The sequence below is a fragment of the Pseudomonas sp. GW821-FHT03A09 genome (assembly GCF_059421065.1).
On sequence record NZ_JBWKUX010000009.1, the window covers coordinates 154,227 to 175,922 of the forward strand.

General features: G+C 60.7%; 14 protein-coding genes. 13 read left to right on the forward strand and 1 reads right to left on the reverse strand.

Annotated elements, in window-relative coordinates:
* The first annotated feature begins 25 nt into the window (after window positions 1-25).
* From arcA to AC07V4_RS18025, 11 genes are all read left to right on the forward strand, one after another.
* A complete protein-coding gene (arcA, locus tag AC07V4_RS17975; protein ID WP_492637878.1) occupies window positions 26-1,282 on the forward strand; it encodes an arginine deiminase in 1,257 nt (418 codons plus the stop codon).
* 11 nt (window positions 1,283-1,293) lie between these two features.
* Window positions 1,294-2,304: an ornithine carbamoyltransferase gene (locus AC07V4_RS17980; protein WP_027605559.1), complete on the forward strand. Its 1,011-nt coding sequence runs from the start codon at window positions 1,294-1,296 to the stop codon at window positions 2,302-2,304.
* 147 nt (window positions 2,305-2,451) lie between these two features.
* Complete coding sequence (arcC, locus tag AC07V4_RS17985; protein ID WP_431752012.1) at window positions 2,452-3,381, forward strand: carbamate kinase; 930 nt, start codon at window positions 2,452-2,454, stop codon at window positions 3,379-3,381.
* A gap of 18 nt (window positions 3,382-3,399) precedes the next feature.
* Window positions 3,400-3,762 carry a DUF5064 family protein gene (locus tag AC07V4_RS17990; RefSeq protein ID WP_492637879.1) on the forward strand — a complete coding sequence of 121 codons (363 nt, stop codon included), beginning with the start codon at window positions 3,400-3,402 and terminating at the stop codon, window positions 3,760-3,762.
* A 209-nt stretch (window positions 3,763-3,971) separates the two neighbouring features.
* On the forward strand, window positions 3,972-5,480 hold the full coding sequence (gene gcsR, locus AC07V4_RS17995; protein WP_492637880.1) for a transcriptional regulator GcsR: 1,509 nt from the start codon (window positions 3,972-3,974) through the stop codon (window positions 5,478-5,480).
* 319 nt (window positions 5,481-5,799) lie between these two features.
* Window positions 5,800-6,183 (forward strand): glycine cleavage system protein GcvH, encoded by a 384-nt coding sequence (gene gcvH / locus AC07V4_RS18000; RefSeq protein ID WP_010208126.1) that lies wholly within the window; start codon window positions 5,800-5,802, stop codon window positions 6,181-6,183.
* 10 nt (window positions 6,184-6,193) lie between these two features.
* The gene (gene gcvP, locus AC07V4_RS18005) at window positions 6,194-9,028 is read left to right on the forward strand and encodes an aminomethyl-transferring glycine dehydrogenase (protein WP_492637881.1); all 2,835 of its coding nucleotides are present in this window, start codon (window positions 6,194-6,196) and stop codon (window positions 9,026-9,028) included.
* 160 nt (window positions 9,029-9,188) lie between these two features.
* Window positions 9,189-10,565 (forward strand): L-serine ammonia-lyase, encoded by a 1,377-nt coding sequence (locus tag AC07V4_RS18010; protein ID WP_492637882.1) that lies wholly within the window; start codon window positions 9,189-9,191, stop codon window positions 10,563-10,565.
* A 40-nt stretch (window positions 10,566-10,605) separates the two neighbouring features.
* A complete protein-coding gene (gene gcvT, locus AC07V4_RS18015; RefSeq protein WP_492637883.1) occupies window positions 10,606-11,730 on the forward strand; it encodes a glycine cleavage system aminomethyltransferase GcvT in 1,125 nt (374 codons plus the stop codon).
* A 383-nt stretch (window positions 11,731-12,113) separates the two neighbouring features.
* A complete protein-coding gene (locus tag AC07V4_RS18020; RefSeq protein WP_034109143.1) occupies window positions 12,114-12,326 on the forward strand; it encodes a cold-shock protein in 213 nt (70 codons plus the stop codon).
* A 94-nt stretch (window positions 12,327-12,420) separates the two neighbouring features.
* On the forward strand, window positions 12,421-12,909 hold the full coding sequence (locus AC07V4_RS18025; RefSeq protein ID WP_492637884.1) for an RDD family protein: 489 nt from the start codon (window positions 12,421-12,423) through the stop codon (window positions 12,907-12,909).
* Window positions 12,910-13,041: 132 nt separating this feature from the next.
* Here the strand turns inward: AC07V4_RS18025 and nadA are convergent, their stop codons facing one another.
* Window positions 13,042-14,100 carry a quinolinate synthase NadA gene (gene nadA / locus AC07V4_RS18030; protein ID WP_431752363.1) on the reverse strand — a complete coding sequence of 353 codons (1,059 nt, stop codon included), beginning with the start codon at window positions 14,098-14,100 and terminating at the stop codon, window positions 13,042-13,044.
* A 676-nt stretch (window positions 14,101-14,776) separates the two neighbouring features.
* Between nadA and AC07V4_RS18035 the strand changes: the two genes are divergently transcribed.
* Window positions 14,777-16,492, forward strand: coding sequence for a ShlB/FhaC/HecB family hemolysin secretion/activation protein (locus tag AC07V4_RS18035; RefSeq protein ID WP_492637885.1), 1,716 nt, complete (start codon window positions 14,777-14,779; stop codon window positions 16,490-16,492).
* Window positions 16,493-16,592: 100 nt separating this feature from the next.
* Complete coding sequence (locus AC07V4_RS18040) at window positions 16,593-21,548, forward strand: hemagglutinin repeat-containing protein (RefSeq protein ID WP_492637886.1); 4,956 nt, start codon at window positions 16,593-16,595, stop codon at window positions 21,546-21,548.
* The last annotated feature ends 148 nt before the right edge of the window (window positions 21,549-21,696 follow it).

The following is a 21,696-nucleotide window of genomic DNA, read 5'->3' on the forward strand; positions in this document are numbered from 1 at the left end:
CTTTTTGTTCACTGGAGGATCTGTAATGACCACGGAAAAAGTGAAGTACGGCGTACATTCCGAAGCCGGCAAACTGCGCAAAGTCATGGTGTGCTCCCCAGGTTTGGCCCATCAGCGGCTGACCCCCAACAACTGCGATGAACTGCTGTTCGATGACGTGTTGTGGGTCGCCCAGGCCAAACGCGACCATTTCGACTTCGTGACCAAGATGCGCGAGCGCGACATCGATGTACTGGAAATGCACAACCTGCTGACCGATATCGTCGCCATCCCCGAAGCGCTGGACTGGATCCTGGAACGCAAGATCACCGCTAATACGGTTGGCCTAGGCTTGGTCAATGAAGTCGGCTCCTGGCTACGCAGCCTGGAGCCACGCAAGACAGCCGAGTTCCTGATCGGTGGCGTGTCGGCCGATGATCTGCCCGGCACCTTCGGTGGCAAGACCATCGAGATGTTCCGCGATTTCCTGGGCCACGCAAGCTTCATCCTGCCACCGTTGCCCAACACCCAGTTCACCCGCGATACCACCTGCTGGATCTACGGCGGCGTCACGCTGAACCCGATGTACTGGCCGGCGCGCCGCCAGGAAACCCTACTGGCCGCCGCCATCTACAAATTCCATCCCGAGTTCACCAACGCCGACTTCCAGATCTGGTACGGCGACCCCGACCAGGAACACGGCGCCTCCACCCTGGAAGGCGGCGACGTGATGCCGATTGGCAACGGCGTGGTATTGATTGGCATGGGCGAACGCTCGTCCCACCAGGCGATCGGCCAACTGGCGCGCAACCTGTTCAAGAACAAAGCCGTGGAGCGAGTGATCGTTGCGGGCCTGCCGAAATCCCGCGCGGCAATGCACCTGGACACCGTGTTCAGCTTCTGCGACCGCGACCTCGTCACCATCTTCCCCGAAGTGGTCAACCAGATCGTCGCGTTCACCCTGCGTCCCGATGAGAGCAAGCCCCACGGTATCGACATCCAACGGGAGAAAACCAACTTCCTCGACACCGTCGCAGCAGCGCTCAACCTCAAGGCCCTGCGGGTCGTCGAAACCGGCGGCAACAGCTTCGCCGCCGAGCGCGAGCAGTGGGACGACGGCAACAACGTGGTGGCCGTGGAGCCAGGCGTGGTGATCGGTTACGACCGCAACACCTACACCAACACCCTGCTGCGCAAAGCCGGTGTGGAAGTCATCACCATCAGTGCCGGTGAACTGGGCCGTGGCCGTGGCGGCGGCCACTGCATGACCTGCCCGATCATCCGCGATCCTATCGACTATTAAGGAGATTCATCATGGCTTTTAACATGCGCAACCGCAGCCTGCTGTCGCTGATGCACCACACTACCCGCGAGCTGCATTACCTGCTGGACCTGTCCCGCGACCTCAAACGCGCCAAATACACCGGCACCGAGCGTCCGCACCTACAGGGAAAAAACATCGCGCTGATCTTCGAGAAAACCTCGACCCGCACCCGTTGCGCGTTCGAAGTGGCGGCCCACGACCAAGGCGCCCACGTCACCTACATCGACCCGGTGTCGTCGCAGATCGGTCACAAAGAAAGCATGAAAGACACCGCCCGCGTGCTCGGTCGTATGTTCGACGCGATTGAGTACCGAGGCTTCGAACAGGAAATTGTCGAAGAGCTGGCCAAGTTCGCTGGCGTGCCGGTGTTCAACGGCCTCACCGCCGAATTCCACCCGACGCAAATGATCGCCGACACCCTGACCATGCGCGAACACAGCGACAAGCCGCTGCATGACATCAGCTACGCCTACCTCGGTGACGCCCGTTACAACATGGGCAATTCGCTGCTGATGATCGGCGCCAAGCTGGGCATGGACGTGCGCATCGGCGCACCAAAAGCCCTGTGGCCTCATGAAGATTTCATCAAACAGTGCCAAGCGTTTGCCGAGGAAAGCGGCGCGCGCATCACCATCACCGAAGATCCGAAAGAGGCGGTGAAAGGCGTGGACTTCATCCACACCGATATATGGGTGTCGATGGGTGAGCCGGTGGAAGCTTGGGACGAGCGTATCGAGCAACTGCTGCCTTACCAAGTCAACGCCAAGATGATGAAAGCCTCGGGCAACCCGCGCGTGAAGTTCATGCACTGCCTGCCGGCGTTCCATAACAGCGAAACCAAAGTAGGCAAGGACATCGCCGCGCGATATCCGAACCTGGCCAATGGCGTGGAAGTGACGGAGGAAGTGTTCGAGTCGCCGGCCAACATCGCGTTTGAGCAGGCGGAAAACCGCATGCATACCATCAAGGCGATTCTGGTGTCGGCACTCGCTGATATCTAAAGTCAACACGGTCAAATGTGGGAGGGGGCTTGCCCCCGATGGCGGTGTGTCAGCCAGCACTTCTATTACTGATGTACTGCTATCGGGGGCAAGCCCCCTCCCACACTAACCGCGTTCACAACGATGAATTTCAGAAGGACATTTTGTATGCGTATCGTCGTTGCACTGGGCGGTAACGCCCTGCTCCGCCGTGGTGAACCCATGACAGCGGACAACCAACGCGCCAACATCCGGATCGCCACCGAACAGATCGCCAAGATCCATCCCGGCAACGAGCTGGTGATTGCCCACGGCAATGGCCCGCAAGTCGGCCTGCTGTCATTGCAGGCGGCGGCTTACACCCAGGTTTCGCCGTACCCGCTGGACGTGCTCGGCGCCGAAACCGAAGGCATGATCGGCTACATCATCGAACAGGAACTGGGCAACCTGCTGGACTTCGAAGTGCCCTTCGCCACCCTGCTTACCCAGGTCGAAGTGGACGCCCAGGACCCTGCTTTCAAGAACCCGACCAAGCCTATCGGCCCGGTGTACTCCAAGGCCGAGGCAGAAAAACTCGCAGCTGAAAAAGGCTGGGCCATCGCGCCGGACGGCGACAAATATCGCCGTGTGGTCGCCAGCCCGCGTCCGAAACGCATCTTCGAAATCCGCCCGATCAAGTGGCTGCTGGAGAAAAGCAGCATCGTGATCTGCGCCGGTGGTGGCGGTATCCCGACGATGTACGGCGAAGACGGCAAGCTGCGTGGCATTGAGGCCGTGATCGACAAAGACCTGTGCTCTTCGCTGCTGGCGTCGCAACTGGAGGCCGACTTGCTGGTGATCGCCACCGACGTGAATGCCGCCTTTATCGACTATGGCAAGCCAACCCAAAAGGCCATCGGCCAGGCCCATCCGGACGAAATCGAGAAACTCGGCTTCGCTGCCGGCTCCATGGGGCCTAAGGTGCAAGCGGCTTGTGAGTTCGCCCGCAAGACTGGCAAAACCGCAGTCATCGGTTCACTCTCGGACATCGAAGCCATCGTCCAGGGCAGCGCCGGTACACGCATCAGTACAGCCAAGTCTGGGATCAGTTACCTGTGAAGTAGAGGAGAAACGCCTATGGCCACCTTTGAACCCGGTCACTTGCATGTTGAACGTCACGCGCTAAATGCTCAGGACTACAGCTACAACCTGTGCATCGACTATGAAGTCAGCCAAGACCCAAAGGAAGGCAAGGGAATGCTCTTCAAGCTGCACGGTTCGGTGCAGGGCAAGGACCTCAAGGAAGAGTTTTTCCTGCCCAAGGACCAAGCGTTCGACTTTGCGCGGCATGCGATGAACATCGCGCAGAAATACGGGATGCCGAAGATCGCTGTACTCAATGGTTCCATGCACAAGCAGTACGACTTGATGTTCGAGGATGTGCGGCATCAGTTGGATGTGAAACCCGGCGATCCGATCAAACCCGAGCACCTGGAATAACACGCTTGCACTGACACAATACAGGTCAAAATGTGGGAGGGGGCTTGCCCCCGATTGCGGTGGATCAGCTAATAAATCTGTGGCTGACACACAGCCATCGGGGGCAAGCCCCCTCCCACATTTTGCTCTCCATCATTTGTCAGATTTCACCTGCGCCCCGCTCCAAGGCATACTTGCCGCCTCTGCTCTCCAGAACTGCCAATCACCCCATGCGTATCCACGTCAGCTTCATCGACCGCGTCGGCATTACCCAGGAAGTCCTGGCCCTGCTCGGTGGACGTAATCTCAACCTGGATGCGGTGGAAATGGTGCCGCCCAACGTCTATATCGACGCGCCGACCTTGAGCGCCGAAGTGTTGGAGGAACTGCGCGACGCGCTGTTCAGCGTGCAGGGCGTGCAGGCTGTGACGGTGGTGGACATCCTCCCCGGCCAGCGCCGCCACCTGCAACTCGACGCGTTGCTGGCCGCCATGACCGACCCGGTATTGGCCCTGGACAGCGCCGGCAAGATCCTGCTGGCCAACCCGGCACTGATCGCCCTGTACGGTCGCGAACCGGCTGGAGAAAGCATCAGCGAGCTGTTCAACGACCCCGCGCTGCTGGAAACCCTGCTGGAGCAAGGCTTCCGCTTGCCACTGCGCGAGATCAGCGTCAATGGCCAGACCCTGCTGCTGGACGCCACGCCCATCACCGACGCCGGCGCCCTGCTCACCCTGTATCAACCCAACCGCATCGGCGAACAACTGTCCGCATTGCACCACGACCATGCCGAAGGGTTTGATGCGCTGCTGGGCGAGTCGCCGGTGATCCGCACGCTCAAGGCCCGGGCGCAACGGGTAGCCGCGCTGGACGCGCCATTGTTGATCCAGGGTGAAACCGGCACGGGCAAAGAGTTGGTGGCACGCGCTTGCCACGCGATCAGTTCGCGGCACAGTGCGCCGTTCTTGGCCTTGAACTGTGCGGCGCTGCCGGAAAACCTCGCCGAGAGTGAGTTGTTCGGTTATGCACCGGGCGCCTTCACCGGTGCCCAACGCGGCGGCAAGCCGGGGCTGATGGAACTGGCCAACCAGGGCACCGTATTCCTGGATGAGATTGGCGAGATGTCGCCGTATTTGCAGGCCAAGCTGCTGCGTTTCCTGAATGACGGCAGCTTCCGCCGCGTGGGCGGTGACCGTGAAGTGAAGGTCAATGTACGCATCCTCAGCGCCACTCACCGTGACCTGGAAAAGATGGTCAGCGAGGGCACCTTCCGCGAAGACCTGTTTTATCGACTCAATGTGCTCAACGTCGAAGTACCGCCGCTGCGTGAACGCGGCCAGGACATCCTGTTGCTGGCCCGCTACTTCATGCAGCAGGCTTGCGCACAGATCCAGCGCCCGGTATGCCGCTTGGCGCCCGGCACCTATCCGGCACTGCTCGGCAACCGCTGGCCGGGCAATGTGCGCCAGTTGCAAAATGTGATCTTCCGCGCTGCCGCCATCTGCGAAAGCAGCCTGGTGGACATCGGCGACCTGGACATCGCCGGTACTTCGGTGGCACGCCAAAACGACGGCGAAGTCGACAGCCTGGAGCAGGCGGTGGAAGACTTCGAACGCGGCTTGCTGGAAACGCTCTACACAAGTTATCCCTCGACCCGCCAACTGGCCAGCCGCCTGCAAACCTCCCACACGGCCATCGCCCATCGTCTGCGTAAATACGGCATTCCCAATAAGCCCTGAAGCCAGCTCCCACAGGAATTGCACTTCGAGCTTTAAGTTTTGGTCCAGGAACGACATTCAGTGTACTGAAAGCGCTACAGTGGAACGAAATCGCTACAACCCTGTTTTTTGCGCGCCATGCAAGGCTTTGATCCACATAGGCTTTTTTTCGCGGGGCCAGCTGTATCGAAATCGCTACAGCTGAATTTTATATCCTCATAACCAAAAACAATAACTCGTTGATTTATAACGAAATAATAAATTTGGCCGCGATATTGCTAAGCAACTCCCCATTATTCCAATCCCGTCCACCAGACGAATCTGGCCCTGAGGAGTTTCCATGAGCGAGTTGCGTTTCACTGAAGATCACGAATGGCTGCGCGCCGAAGCTGACGGCAGTGTCACCGTGGGTATCACCGCTTTTGCGCAGAACGCGCTGGGTGATGTGGTTTTCGTGCAACTGCCGGAGTTGCAGGCCTACGACAAGGGCGCCGAAGCGTCCACCGTTGAGTCCGTAAAAGCGGCCAGCGGTGTGTACATGCCTTTGGACGGTGAAGTTCTCGAAGTGAACGACAAATTGGATGGCAGCCCGGAGCTGGTCAACGAAGACCCGATGGGCGAAGGCTGGTTCTTCCGCTTCAAACCGGCCGATGCCGGTGCAGTGGCTAAACTGTTGGATCAGGACGCGTACGACCGCCTGATCAAAGCCAACGCTGAAGCCTGAGGAGCGCGCCATGACTAACCTGACCACCGCCAACGAGTTCATCGCCCGCCACATCGGCCCGCGTCCCTCCGATGAGCAACAAATGCTCGCCAGCCTGGGCTTCGATTCCCTGGAAGCCCTCAGCGCCAGCGTGATCCCGGAAAGCATCAAGGGCACCAGCGTACTCGGCCTGGAAGACGGCCTGAGCGAAGCCGAGGCCCTGGCCAAGATCAAGGCCATCGCCGGCAAGAACCAGCTGTTCAAGACCTACATCGGCCAGGGCTACTACAACTGCCACACACCGTCGCCGATCTTGCGCAACCTGCTGGAAAACCCGGCCTGGTACACCGCCTACACGCCATACCAGCCAGAAATTTCCCAAGGCCGCCTGGAAGCGCTATTGAACTTCCAGACCTTGATCAGCGACCTCACCGGCCTGCCGATCGCCAACGCATCCCTGCTCGATGAAGCCACCGCCGCCGCCGAAGCCATGACCTTCTGCAAGCGCCTGAGCAAGAACAAGGGCAGCAACGCCTTCTTCGCGTCGATCCACAGCCACCCGCAAACCCTCGATGTACTGCGTACCCGTGCCGAGCCGTTGGGCATCGACGTGGTGGTGGGCGATGAGCGCGAACTGACCGACGCCAGCCCGTTCTTCGGCGCCCTGCTGCAATACCCGGCCAGCAACGGTGACGTGTTCAACTACCGCGAACTGACCGAACGCTTCCACACCGCCAACGCCCTGGTGGCCGTGGCCGCCGACCTGCTGGCCCTGACCCTGCTCACCCCGCCGGGCGAGTTCGACGCCGACGTGGCTATCGGCAGCGCACAACGCTTCGGCGTGCCGCTGGGCTTCGGTGGCCCGCACGCGGCCTACTTCTCTACCAAGGATGCGTTCAAACGCGACATGCCGGGCCGCCTGGTCGGTGTGTCCGTCGACCGTTTCGGCAAGCCGGCCCTGCGCCTGGCCATGCAGACCCGCGAGCAACATATCCGCCGCGAGAAAGCCACGTCGAACATCTGCACCGCCCAGGTGCTGCTGGCCAACATCGCCAGCATGTATGCCGTGTACCACGGCCCTCAAGGCCTGACCCAGATTGCCCAGCGTGTGCACCAGCTGACCGCGATCCTGGCCAAGGGCCTGACCGCCCTGGGCTTGAAGGTCGAGCAGGAAAACTTCTTCGACACCATCACCCTCAACACCGGCGCCAACACCGCCGCGCTGCATGACAAGGCCCGCGCCCAGCGCATCAACCTACGTGTGGTGGATAGCGAGCGCCTGGGTGTGTCGGTGGACGAAACCACCACCCAGGCCGATATCGAGACCCTGTGGGCGATCTTTGCCGATGGCAAGGCCCTGCCAGCTTTCACCCAAACTGAAAGCACGCTGCCAGCCGCCCTGCTGCGTCAGTCGCCAGTCCTCAGCCATCCGGTTTTCAACCGCTATCACTCCGAAACCGAGCTGATGCGCTACCTGCGCAAGCTGGCCGACAAGGACCTGGCACTGGACCGCACCATGATCCCGCTGGGCTCTTGCACCATGAAACTCAACGCCGCCAGCGAAATGATCCCGGTGACCTGGGCCGAGTTCGGTGCCCTGCACCCGTTCGCCCCGGCGGATCAAAGCGCCGGCTACCAGCAACTGACTTCCGAGCTGGAAGCCATGCTCTGCGCGGCCACCGGCTACGACGCAATCTCGCTGCAACCGAACGCCGGTTCCCAGGGTGAGTACGCGGGCCTGCTGGCGATCCGTGCCTATCACCAGAGCCGTGGCGAAGAGCGCCGCGACATCTGCCTGATCCCATCGTCGGCCCATGGTACCAACCCCGCCACCGCCAACATGGCCGGTATGCGCGTGGTCGTCACCGCCTGCGATGCACGTGGCAACGTCGACATCGAAGACCTGCGCGCCAAGGCCATCGAGCACCGCGAGCACCTCGCCGCGCTGATGATCACCTACCCATCCACCCACGGCGTGTTCGAAGAAGGTATCCGCGAAATCTGCGGGATCATCCACGACAACGGCGGCCAGGTGTACATCGATGGCGCCAACATGAACGCCATGGTCGGCCTCTGCGCCCCGGGCAAGTTCGGCGGCGACGTATCCCACCTGAACCTGCACAAGACCTTCTGCATTCCACACGGCGGCGGCGGCCCGGGCGTTGGCCCGATTGGCGTGAAATCTCACCTCACGCCATTCCTGCCAGGCCACGCCGCCATGGAGCGCAAGGAAGGCGCCGTGTGCGCGGCACCGTTCGGCAGCGCGAGCATCCTGCCGATCACCTGGATGTACATCAGCATGATGGGCGGTGCGGGCCTCAAGCGCGCTTCGCAACTGGCCATCCTGAATGCCAACTACATCTCCCGTCGCCTCGAAGAGCACTACCCAGTCCTCTACACCGGCAGCAACGGCCTGGTGGCACATGAATGCATCCTCGACCTGCGCCCGCTGAAAGACAGCAGCGGCATCAGCGTGGATGACGTTGCCAAGCGCCTGATCGACTTCGGTTTCCATGCGCCAACCATGTCCTTCCCGGTGGCCGGCACCCTGATGATCGAGCCGACCGAAAGCGAATCCAAGGAAGAACTGGACCGCTTCTGCAACGCGATGATCGCCATCCGCGAAGAAATCCGCGCGGTGGAAAATGGCACCCTGGACAAGGACGATAACCCGCTGAAAAACGCGCCGCACACCGCTGCTGAACTGGTGAGTGAGTGGACGCATCCCTACACCCGTGAACAGGCGGTGTACCCAGTGCCGTCGTTGATCGAAGGCAAGTACTGGCCGCCGGTTGGGCGTGTGGACAACGTGTTTGGTGATCGCAACCTGGTGTGTGCGTGCCCTTCCATCGAGAGCTACGCGTAACCTGACTGAAGAAACGCGGTCAGTGTGGGAGCTGGCTTGCCTGCGATAGCGATGTATCAGTGACAGTAATGTTGTCTGAGCCACCGCTATCGCGGGCAAGCCCGGCTCCCACATTGACCGGGTCGGTCCTCATAAAATAATAAGAAACCGGAGAACAACCATGTCCTTAAGCGTGTTCGACCTGTTCAAGATTGGCATCGGCCCCTCCAGTTCCCACACCGTCGGCCCGATGCGCGCCGCTGCTCGATTCGTCGAGGGCCTCAAGCGTGACAACCTGTTGAGCGCCACCACCTGCGTCAAGGTGGAGCTTTATGGGTCGCTGGGCGCCACCGGTAAAGGCCACGGCAGCGACAAGGCCGTGCTGCTGGGCCTGGAAGGCGAACACCCGGACACCGTGAATACCGAAACCGTGGCCACCCGCCTGGCGCAGATGCGCAAGGATGGCCGCCTGAATCTGCTCGGCGAACACAGCATTGCGTTCAACGAGAAAGAACACCTGGCGATGATTCGCAAACCCCTCGCCTACCATCCCAACGGCATGATTTTTCGTGCCTTCGACGCCGCCAACATTCAGATCCGCAGCCGCGAGTACTACTCGGTCGGTGGTGGTTTTGTGGTGGATGAGGACGCGGCCGGCGCGGACCGGATCGTCGAGGACGCCACCCCCCTCACCTTCCCGTTCAAGAACGCCAAGGACTTGCTTGGCCACTGCGCCACCTACGGGCTGTCCATCAGCCAGGTGATGCTGACCAATGAAAGTGCCTGGCGCCCCGAAGCGGAAACCCGCGCCGGCCTGCTGAAAATCTGGCAGGTGATGCAGGACTGCGTGGATGCCGGTTGTCGCAACGAAGGGATCTTGCCTGGAGGTTTGAAGGTCAAGCGCCGTGCGGCTGCGCTGCACCGCCAACTGTGCAAAAACCCGGAATCGGCACTGCGTGATCCGCTGTCGGTGCTCGATTGGGTCAATCTGTATGCACTGGCCGTCAACGAAGAAAACGCCAACGGTGGGCGCGTAGTCACGGCGCCCACCAATGGTGCGGCCGGGATTGTGCCGGCGGTGCTGCATTACTACATGCGCTTTATCCCCGGTGCGAATGAGGACGGCGTGGTGCGCTTTCTGCTCACGGCCGCCGCCATCGGCATTCTGTACAAGGAAAACGCGTCGATCTCCGGGGCCGAAGTCGGCTGCCAAGGCGAAGTCGGCGTGGCCTGTTCCATGGCGGCAGGTGCGCTCTGTGAAGTGTTGGGCGGCAGCGTGTCCCAAGTGGAAAACGCCGCCGAGATCGGCATGGAACACAACCTCGGCCTGACCTGTGACCCGATTGGCGGGCTGGTTCAAGTGCCCTGCATCGAGCGCAATGCGATGGGCTCGGTCAAGGCAATCAATGCGGTGCGCATGGCGTTGCGCGGCGACGGGCAGCATTTTGTATCCCTCGACAAAGTCATCCGCACCATGCGCCAGACCGGCGCCGACATGAAAAGCAAATACAAGGAAACCGCCCGTGGCGGTTTGGCGGTCAACATTATCGAGTGCTGACGCCCAAAGGCGCGCCAGCACGTTTTTTCAGGAGCTGAATATGTCCACCGAAACCCTGTTGAAAACCCCTCTGCATGCACTGCACCTCGAACTCGGCGCACGCATGGTGCCTTTCGCCGGCTATGACATGCCGGTGCAATACCCGCTGGGCGTGATGAAGGAACACCAGCACACCCGCGATCAGGCCGGGTTGTTCGACGTGTCCCACATGGGCCAGATCCGTCTGACCGGCGCGAATGCCGCAAAAGCCCTGGAAACCCTGGTGCCGGTCGACATCATCGACTTGCCAGTGGGCATGCAGCGCTACGCGATGTTCACCAATGAACAGGGCGGCATCCTCGACGACCTGATGGTCGCCAACCTGGGCAACGACGAGCTGTTCCTGGTGGTCAACGCGGCCTGCAAAGACCAGGATTTGGCACACCTGCGCAAGCATATCGGCGACCAGTGCACGATCGAGCCGCTGTTCGAAGAACGCGCCCTGCTGGCCCTGCAAGGCCCAGCAGCAGTTAAAGTCTTGGCGCGCCTGGCACCGGAAGTCACCCAGATGACCTTCATGCAGTTCGCCTCCCTGCGCCTGCTGGGGGTGGACTGCTACGTCAGCCGCTCCGGCTACACCGGTGAGGACGGCTTCGAAATCTCGGTGCCTGCCGCCAACGCCGAAAGCCTTGCCCGTAGCCTGCTGGCCGAAACCGAAGTGCAAGCCATCGGCCTGGGCGCCCGCGACTCCCTGCGCCTGGAAGCCGGCCTGTGCCTGTACGGCCATGACATGAACACCGACACCACGCCAATCGAAGCCAGCCTGCTGTGGGCGATCTCCAAGGCTCGCCGTGCCGATGGCGCACGTGCCGGTGGTTTCCCGGGCGCAGACCGCATCTTCACTCAACAACAAGCCGGTGTGAGCCGCAAGCGTGTCGGCCTGCTGCCCCAGGAACGTACGCCTGTACGTGAGGGCGCGGAAATCGTCGACGAACACGGCACGGTGATCGGCAGCGTGTGCAGTGGCGGCTTCGGCCCAACCTTGGGTGGCCCGTTGGCCATGGGTTATCTGGACAGTGCATTCATCGCACTGGATACCCAAGTGTCTGCGTTGGTACGTGGGAAAAAAGTGCCACTTCGTGTAAGTAAAATGCCATTCGTACCGCAACGTTACTACCGTGGCTGATTGACTGTTTCTATAAGTAACGCGGTTGCGTTAAGGTGCACTAAACTGTAACGCAACCGCCATAAAACAGTGCATTGACGATAGTCAATTCAATAGAGACAAACCTATAACAAGTGACCCCTTCTATCGAATAAGCCCGCCACACTAAGTGTCATGAAGCCAAGCAAAACCTGGGCTTTTGGCAGGGCTTGTTTTTTCTGCATTAGTTGGCGTAGAGTTTGGTTACTGTGTTTGCATGGGTCGCTTGGAACCTGGACCTGGGCAGTAGCCAAAGAAGTTCGCTACAACCCGTTCGACGTCTCTTACTTTCCTGCAACCCAGCCCAGTACTCTTTCATGTGAAAGGGGCTGTCATTAATTTTTAGCGTCAAAGGAAAGAAGAAAATGTCTGATCGTCAGAGCGGCACCGTCAAGTGGTTTAACGACGAGAAAGGGTTTGGTTTTATCACTCCAGAAAGCGGTCCGGATCTGTTCGTGCATTTCCGCGCTATCCAGGGCAACGGCTTCAAGAGCCTGAAAGAAGGCCAGAAGGTCACCTTCAAAGCCGTGCAGGGCCAAAAAGGCATGCAGGCTGACGAAGTACAAGCAGAAGGCTGATCCTTCCTGCGACAAAAAGCCCCTGATGGTGACATCAGGGGCTTTTTTATGTGCGTTTGCTCGTAAAATGGCTTTTTTCCCAGAGAGCCCTGCCATGTCCAAGCCCCTGCTGAGCCCCCAAGGCGAGTTCCCCGCCGTTGGCCTGGGCCGTCGCCTGGCGGCGATGTTCTATGACTTCCTGCTGTGCACCGCCCTGCTGATCGTCACGGCGTTTATCTACAAGCTGGTATGGATCGCGTTTATCGGCGAAGCCAAGATGCGCACACTCACTGAGTCCGGCTCGCTGGACGGTGACCCACTGTTGTCGACGATTCTGTTCTTCGTGCTGTTTGGCTTCTTCGCCAAGTTCTGGACCCATTCCGGGCAAACCCTGGGTATGCAGGTGTGGGGCGTGCGCGTACAGAACGCCGACGGCTCGCGCATCAGCCTATGGCAGGCACTGCTGCGCTTTGTGGTGTCGATTGCGTCGTGGTTGTGTGTGGGGCTGGGGTTTGTCTGGTCGTTGTTTGATAAGCGTAAACGCAGCTGGCATGACATCTATTCGGATACGCAGTTGGTGCGCATCCCAAAGCAGAAGAAATAATCTCAGGCAACACACATCAAATGTGGGAGAGGGCTTGCCCCCGATAGCGCTGGGTCAGCTACATCAATGTTGGCTGGCACACTGCAATCGGGGGCAAGCCTCCTCCCACATGTTGACCTGACCAGACTCGAGTCAGGCGTTACCAGCCAGTTTTAGACGCGCCGCCTGGGTAAAATCCAGCATGCGCTTGAGCGGTCGCACAGCCTGTGGGATCACCGAGGGCTCGACGAAGATCTCATTGCTGCCCTCTCGCAGGCATTGCAGCGTGCGCTCCAGGGTATTCATCGCCATCCACGGGCAGTGCGCACAGCTGCGGCACGCTGCGCCGTTGCCAGCGGTAGGCGCCTCGACAAAGACTTTGTCCGGGCACAACTGCTGCATCTTGTAGAAGATGCCGCGGTCGGTGGCGACAATGAAAGTCTTGTTCGGCAAACGCTGGGCAGCGGCAATCAGTTGGCTGGTAGAACCCACGGCGTCCGCCAGTTCGATCACCGACGTCGGCGACTCCGGGTGCACCAAAATCGCAGCGTCCGGATACAGCGCCTTCATGTCTTCCAACTGCTTGGACTTGAACTCTTCGTGAACGATGCAGGCACCGTCCCACAACAGCATGTCGGCACCGGTCTGGCGCTGGATGTAAGTGCCCAGGTGCTTGTCTGGGCCCCAGATAATAGTCTCGCCGTTATCCATCAGGCTTTCGACGATTTCCAGCGCGCAACTGGACGTCACAACCCAGTCCGCCCGGGCCTTGACCGCCGCCGACGTGTTGGCATACACCACCACGGTGCGCTCGGGATGCTGGTCGCAGAACGCTGAAAACTCATCCACCGGGCAGCCCAGGTCCAGGGAGCACGTAGCTTCCAGGGTGGGCATGAGGATGCGTTTTTCAGGCGTGAGGATTTTGGCGGTCTCGCCCATGAAGCGCACACCGGCGACCAGTACTGTCTTGGCCGGGTGGGCTGCGCCGAAGCGAGCCATTTCCAGGGAGTCGGAAACACAACCACCGGTTTCTTCGGCCAGGGCCTGAATCACCGGGTCGCAATAGAAGTGGGCAACCAGCACCGCGTCCTGAGCCTTGAGCTCGGCGGCGATGGCGGCACGCAGGGCCGCCTCTTCATCGGCGCTGAGAGCCTTGGGCTGCTTGGCGTCGAGGTGGGCTTGAACCAGTAGGCGTTCAGAAATTTGCGTCATGTTCGCAAGACCTGCAGGCGCAGTTGCGCGAAAGTCGAGTGTACCACCGGCTCTGGGGCCCTTCGGGCGCCGCCGGACGAAGTGATTGTGTTCATCAAGCACGGGTGAAGCTGCGCAAGGCTACAGAATATCGAATCGATTCAAAAGCCTAATCTGGCTTTCTAACGACGCACCTGCCGGGCAATAACGGCGGGGCGTCCTGCAGCAGAATCGAGTCTTGCAAGCCGGCCAGGATTTCCTGGGATTTTTTGCTGGCCTGGGCCGCCTGTTCAAACAGCGCCAAGTAGTGGCGTCTGGACAAGCCTTCCTTAGGCACCACTGAAGTCAACTTAGCCGGCAAAGAGCCATGCCACATCGCCGTTAAGGGGGATCGCTGTTCACGATCTATAAACACGTCAATTAAGCTCTTTCAATGCAACAATCGAAACCCGTCCTCCCGCCTCCGTTTCTCACTCAGCCTGAAAAATCGAGCCTTCCAGACTCAAATCAGCCCTTTGCGCACCAAAAAAGCGCATTTATTTGCTGAATAACGCGGCATTCCTCACGTTTTATGTAATAAATCCTACAGCCGATGTAACAAACCGTTTAATGATGGCTCAAGTGTGGCACGTCCCCTGGGTTCATGGTTTTGGCTCTGGGGCACTGATCGTGTGTATTTCTACGTTAAGGATGTCGAGTGCCAAGTCAGCCCTCAATCGAACGCCCCTATTACATCCCATTGTTGGGCGCCACCCTGCTCTGCCTCTGCGCGCTGCAGGCGACTGCCGCCGATGGCCCGCAACCCGGCCAGGAAGCCCTGCGTTTGCAGCAGCAACAACAGCGCGACCTGCAACAATTGCAACTGGAACAACGCCAGCGCCAGTTGCAACGAGGTAGTTTCGGTACACCACCGGCCACCCCCACCTCGCCCCAAGTCATTGCCAAAGATGAACGCTGCTGGCCCTTGAGCGGTACGCGCCTGGCCGGAGTCACCCTGTTCAACAAGGCGCAGTTGAACAAACGCATCGAGCCCTACGTGGCCCCGTGCATGGGCGTCACCCAGATCAACCGCTTGTTGGCCGAGATCACCCGCCTGTACGTCGACGCGGGTTACATCGCCAGCCGCCCGTACCTGATCAGTACGCCGGCAACCGGCCACCCGCTGGATATTCACGTCGAGGAAGGCTACCTCGAAGCGATCGAGCTGCCCGACCAGAGCTTGCCGGTGTCGTTGGGCGGTGCGTTCCCCGGCATGCTTGGCAAACCGCTGAACCTGCGTGACCTGGAACAAGGCCTGGACCAGCTCAACCGCCTGCGTTCGGTCGATCTGACCGCCGACATCGCCCCAGGCAGTGAGCCCGGCGCCTCGCGCATCATCCTGCGTTCACGCAGCACGGCTTCGCGCTGGTCGCTCGGGCTTGGGGTGGACAACCTCGGCAGCGCCGGCACCGGACGCGATCGCAATGCCATCAGCCTGAGCCTGGACAGCCCGCTGGAGCTCAACGATTCGCTCAACCTGAGCTTCAGCGACACCCTCAACCATGGCCCGCGCTACAGCCGCAGTCACAGTCTGTTTTATGCGATCCCTTACGGGTACTGGACCTACAGCCTGTTCGCCAGCCACGCCGAATACCGCTCGCCGTTCAAGCTCAGCAAGACCACGCTGTATAACAGCGGCCGCACCGATCAGGTCAGCCTGCGCAGCGACCGCGTGTTGTGGCGCGACCAGGGTCATCAACTCAGCGCCAACCTGCAACTGGCCTACAAGGACGTCGACAGCTACCTGCAAAAGGCCCACCTGGGAATCCAGAGCCCGACGCTGACGGTGGCCGAGGCCGGCGTGAACCTGTTCTGGCTCAACAGTGCGGTGTGGAACCTCGACGTCAATTACGCCCAGGGCCTGACCTGGTTCGGCGCCGATCGCGATGCTGACCAGACGCAGAAAAACCTGCCCCAGGCGCAATTCCACAAATACCGCGCCAACCTGACCCAATGGCGCAACGGCCAATGGGCCGGGCAGCCGTGGCAGTGGCAGAGCCAGCTGTCCGTGCAATACAGCCCGGATGCGTTACCCGCCATCGAACAACTGCTGGGCACCGACGATTCCGCGGTGCGCGGCTATCGCGAAAACAGTGCGTCCGGTGCCATCGGCACGGTGTGGCGCAACACCCTGCGCCTGCCACTCAACAGTGACCTGCCAGTGAAAATCACCCCGCGCCTGGGCCTAGACAACGGCTGGGTCAAGCGTGAGCACGGAGCCCAGGGCCAACGCCTGAGCAGTGCCAGTGCAGGGCTCAACCTGAGCTGGAAAAACGTGCAGCTCGACTTCGATTACCAACACAGCCTCAACACCCCCGCAGGTTTTGGCCAAGAGCCGGATGTCTGGCTGACACGCCTGAGCCTGCAGATTTAAGCCGAGATTAGCCTGAAACAACCGCCGTACCTGACTACCACAGCAGCGTTGCAACGAACAACGCACGTCGCGGATCAGCCAACACAGAGCGAAATTATTTATGCCAAATGACACACACGCGTTTCACCTTTCTCCCCAGGGCAAACTGCGCTGGGCCATCGCCAGCCTGTTCCTGCTGCCCCAACTGGTATTGGCCGGTGGTGTGATCGTCGCCGAAGGCCCTGGCGGTATCCCGCAGCTGCAAAACCAGGGCGGCGTGCCGATCGTCAACATCGTCGCGCCGAATGCCGGTGGCCTGTCCCATAACCAGTTCCTGGACTACAACGTCGACCGCCAGGGCCTGGTGCTGAACAACGCCTTGCAAGCCGGCCAATCCCAACTCGCCGGTCAACTGGCGGCCAACCCACAGTTCCAGGGCCAGGCAGCGAGCGTGATTCTCAACGAAGTGATCAGTCGCAACGCCTCGACCCTGAACGGCGCCCAGGAGATTTTCGGCCGGGCCGCCGATTACGTGCTGGCCAACCCTAACGGCATTTCCGTGAATGGCGGTAGTTTCATCAACACGCCGAATGCCAACCTGGTGGTGGGTCGTCCTGAGCTCCAAGACGGCAAGCTGCAAGCCTTGAGCACCCGGGACGCCCACGGCCAACTGACGGTACAAGGCCAGGGTCTGCAAAACCGCGAGGGCTCCATCAACCTGATCGCGCCGCGCATCGACAGCGACGGTCGCCTCAGCGCCCGAGATCAATTGAACCTCACCGTCGGCCGCAACCAAGTCGACTTCGCCAGTGGGCAAGTGCGCCAAGTGGACCCGGCCGGCAAAGCGCAGGACCAGCGCATCGACGCCAGCCTGTTCGGCGCGATGCAGGCGGGGCGCATCAACATCATCAGCACCGCCGAAGGTGCGGGCGTGCGCGTGGGCGCCGTGCAAGTGGAAGGCCGCGACGGCGTGAAGATCAGCTCGGCGGGCGACCTCGATATCAACGGCCAGGTCCACGCCAACAGCCTCGATGCTACCCGCGCCGGCGTGCAAAGCCGCCAGGGCGATGTGGACTTGCACGGTGCCAGGGACTTGAACCTGGCGGCCACCGATGTCGGCGGGCGCAACGTCAAACTCGACGCCGGGCGCAACCTGACCCTCAGCAGCCTGGAAAGTCGCAAGCTCCAGGAGAAGCGCGAACAGTGGAACAACAGCAACTTCCTCTTCACCTACGAAACCTACGACCGCACCACTACCGACAAGGACTCGCGCCAGCACGGCAACAACGTCGTCGCGCAACAGAACGCCGCGTTGTCTTCCGGCGCCAAGACCGAGATCAAGGCCAGCCACGTGAACGCGGGGGCTGATTTACACGTCAACAGCGGCGCTGACCTGCAACTGAGTGCCGCCACCGAAACCCACGAAACCCGTGATCAGGGCAACCATCGCAAGCACCTGTGGAAGGCCAACTGGGACAAATCCAGCAGCGAACAGCGCAACATCACCAGCAGCCTCAAGGCCGGCAAGGCGCTTGAGCTGACCAGCCAACAGACCCTGCAACTGCAAGGCGCCGAGCTGAAAACCCCAGGCGACATTCAATTAGCTGCCCGCCACGTGGACATCACCAGCGCCAGCCGCACCCAGAGCAGCAGCGACAACGCCTACTCTGGCGACCTGGTCGGCGGCAGCTTCTTTGGCAAGAACGGCGATGGCAACCAAGGCAAGACCTTGAACACCGGCAGCAAGGTGAATGCCGACGGCAAGCTGATCGTCAAGGCGGACGACGTGCGCATCAGCGGCAGCCAGGCGCGCGGCGGCAAACAGGCCAGCGTCATCAGCGACAAAGGTTCGCTGGTGATCGACGGTGTACAAGACACGTCCCACGACAACCGCTACAGCAACGACAGCAAATTCTTCGGCATCTCCAAGGATGAAAGCCGCAAGAACCTCAAGGACAGCACCGTCGTCGCCAGTAACCTGCGCTCGGACAGCAACCTGAAGCTGCAAAGTGCCAAAGACATCGAAGTCAGCGGCTCAACAGTGTCTGCCGCCGGTGAACTGCAGGCTGAAGCCAAGGGCGATATCAAGGTCGCGTCGGCTGAAAACACCACCCACGACACCACCAGCACCCACACTCGCGGGTTCGACGGTTACGCCAAGGAAACCGCCGATGGCAGCCGCCAGTACCGGGCCGGTATCCGTTATGAAGACCAGCAGCACACCCGCAAGACCGACACCACCCGGCAACAGGCTTCCAACCTCAGCGGCGCCAGAGTGGCCGTCACGACCGAGGGTGATGTGAGCATCAAGGGTTCCAACCTCAAGGCCACACAAGGCGATGCAACCTTGAGCGGCAAAAATGTCGAACTGCTGGCCGCCCACGACAGCACTCACAACGATACCAAGCAGACCACCACCGGCGGCGGCGTGTACTACACCGGTGGCCTGGACAAGGCCGGCAGCGGCGCGCAGTTCAGCCATCAAAGCAGCCACGACAGCAGCGACAAGACCACGGCGCAAACCAGCAACGTCGCAGCGAGCGGCAAGCTGACCATCAACGCCGGCAACACCCTCACCAGCCAAGGTGCACAGGTCAAGGCCGGTACCGAGTTGCAGGTCAATGCCGCAGCTGTCGATAACCAAGCGGCGCATAACAGCGAAATCAGCACTCACAAAGAGAATGGCTGGACCGCAGACATCGGCGCCAATGTCGAATACAAAGGCGTCACCCGTCCCATCGAAAAAGCCGTCGAAGGTGTGGCCCAGGCCAAATTCCACCAGCCCGGTCTGCTCGATGCGTTCGAGCAACCCAACGTCGGCTTGGACGTGGAAGTGGGCCATACCAACAAGACCCGCGCCCAGCAGGACAGCACCGCAGTCGTCAGCCAGTTCAGTGGCGGTACGGTACAGGTGAATGTCGCGGGCAAGTTGCAGGACGAAGGGACGCAATACCAGGCCACCGGTGGCGCGCTGAAGATCAACGCTGATGAGCATGTCGCCACGGCGGCGGCCAATACCCACAGCAGTAGCGAGCAAGGCGTGGATGCCAAGGTGGGTGTGCGCATCTACACCACCACCGGCGAAGACCTGAACGTGCGCGGCAGCGGTAGCGGTGGCAGCAGTGATGTGCGCGAATCCAGCAGCACGGCGGTGGTGGGCAGCTACGTCGCAAGCCAAGGCGTGAACATCACGGCCAAGGGCGACGCGCGTTATGAAGGCAGCCAGTTCGATGGCGGTCAGGCGGGCGTCAACCTCAAGGCGGGCGGTGAGTTGGCCCTGAATCAAGCCAACGATACCCAGAGCACAACCAGCAACAGCCTGCGCGGCAATGGTTCGTTGACGGTCGGTACGGCGCCAGGCACCAGCGGTACAAACGTCAACCTCGGCGCCGGCGTGCAACTGGACCATAAGCAGCTCGACACCCAGGACAGCCAAGCCCGGGTGGCGGCGATTCAGGGCAACGGTCCGATCCAACTCAGCAGCGGCGGCGACATGACCCTGCAAGGCACCCGGATCGGTAGCAGCACCGACAAAACCGGTGACATCAGCCTCAATGCCGGCGGCAAGCTGGACCTGCAAGCAGCCACAAATACTCACCTGAGCACTGGCAGCAACCTGGGCGGCGGCCTGACCGTCGGCGCCGGCAAGACCAGCAGCGCCGAAAGCAGAGGCAAGACCGGCAGCCTGAGCGCCAACTTCAACATCGGCAAAGTGTCCGAGAACGATACGGGCGTGACCGTCGGGCAGTTGCACAGCAACGGCAACGTGAGCCTCACCAGCGCTGCAAGCAGCGCGGATGCCATTCACCTGCAAGGCACGCAGGTCACGGCTGCCAACGTCAATCTCGACGCGCGCAACGGCGGCATCCTGCAAGAGTCCGCGCAAACCACTCAGGCTCACAACAGTTGGGGCGTGGCCCTGGGCGCGGGCGGCAGTGGTGGTAAGACCACCCTGGCCGACGCCGGTGAACACGACACCCCCAAGACCCAGTTCGGCATCAACGCCCGAGCCAAGGTCGATGTGGATCACCTGCAAGGCACCACGCAAAACGACAGCCTGATCAAGGCCGACAGTGTGGTGATCAACAGTGCCGGCGATACCCATCTGGCCGGCGCACGCATCGAAGCCAACCAGGTCAGCGGCAAGGTGGGCGGCGATTTGCTGGTCGAGAGCCGCAAGGATCACGTCAGCAGCACCCAGGTCAACGTCGATGCCAAGCTGGATGTCGAGAAGAACCAGCCCGGGGTGGTCAACAAGTTGGCCAAGACCACTGGCCCGCTCAAGGACAAGGTGCAAGCCAAGGCCGAAGGCGCGTTCGACAAACACCGCGAAAAACTGGAAAACGCCGTCGACAAGGGCACTGGGCACCTGGCCTCGGCCAAGGACACGGTGGTCGACAGCGTCGTCAACGCCAAGGAACGCCTGGGGGAAAAATTCACGCGTAGTGGCAGCTACGACGTCAACCCAGAGCCTCGTGGCGCCTTCGGCACTCGCGTGGACCAGGCCAAGGCCTACCTCGCGGACAAGAAAGACGCCGTGGGCTCGCGCCTGTCCAGCTTCAAGGACAAGGTCTGGCCAAAAACCAGTGACAGTTACACCGTCAGCGGCAAGAACACCACCGGCAGCTCGGTGGCCGATACCACACAAAACGTGCTGTTCGGTGACAAGAGCGGCAACACCAACTACACCCCGACGCTGAACCTGGACGTCAGCCACGTGGTTAAGGACAGCGTCGCCCAGGCCTCGGGCATCCGTGGTACTCAGGGCGTCAGCCTGCAGGTCGGTGGCGATACTCGCCTCACCGGCAGCCGGATCAGCGCGCAGGACGGCCAGGTCAACCTGGGCGGCTCCACGGTGACGGCAACCACATTGACGGGCAGCGGCTATCGCGCCGATGTCGGGCTGAACCTGTCGAAGTCACCGGTCAACCTGGCGCTGGGTGCCAAGGACGAACTGACCCAGAAACAGGACGATGCCACGCGCAAGGATCAAGCGTTCAACCTTGGGCCGCTGCGGGCTGGCGGGCACAGTGACAGTCAGGAGCTACAAGCTGGAATCGATCAGAACACCCACTAAGTAGCACGGCTTCGGTGGGGGCAGGTGAGCCTGTTTCCACCGAAGCAAACATTTCTAAATGTTTCTTCATAAAGCCAAATCGTCATTAAACAGACACATATCAGGAATTAAATCGTCACGTCCTAGACAGGTGGACCCTTCCACTTAC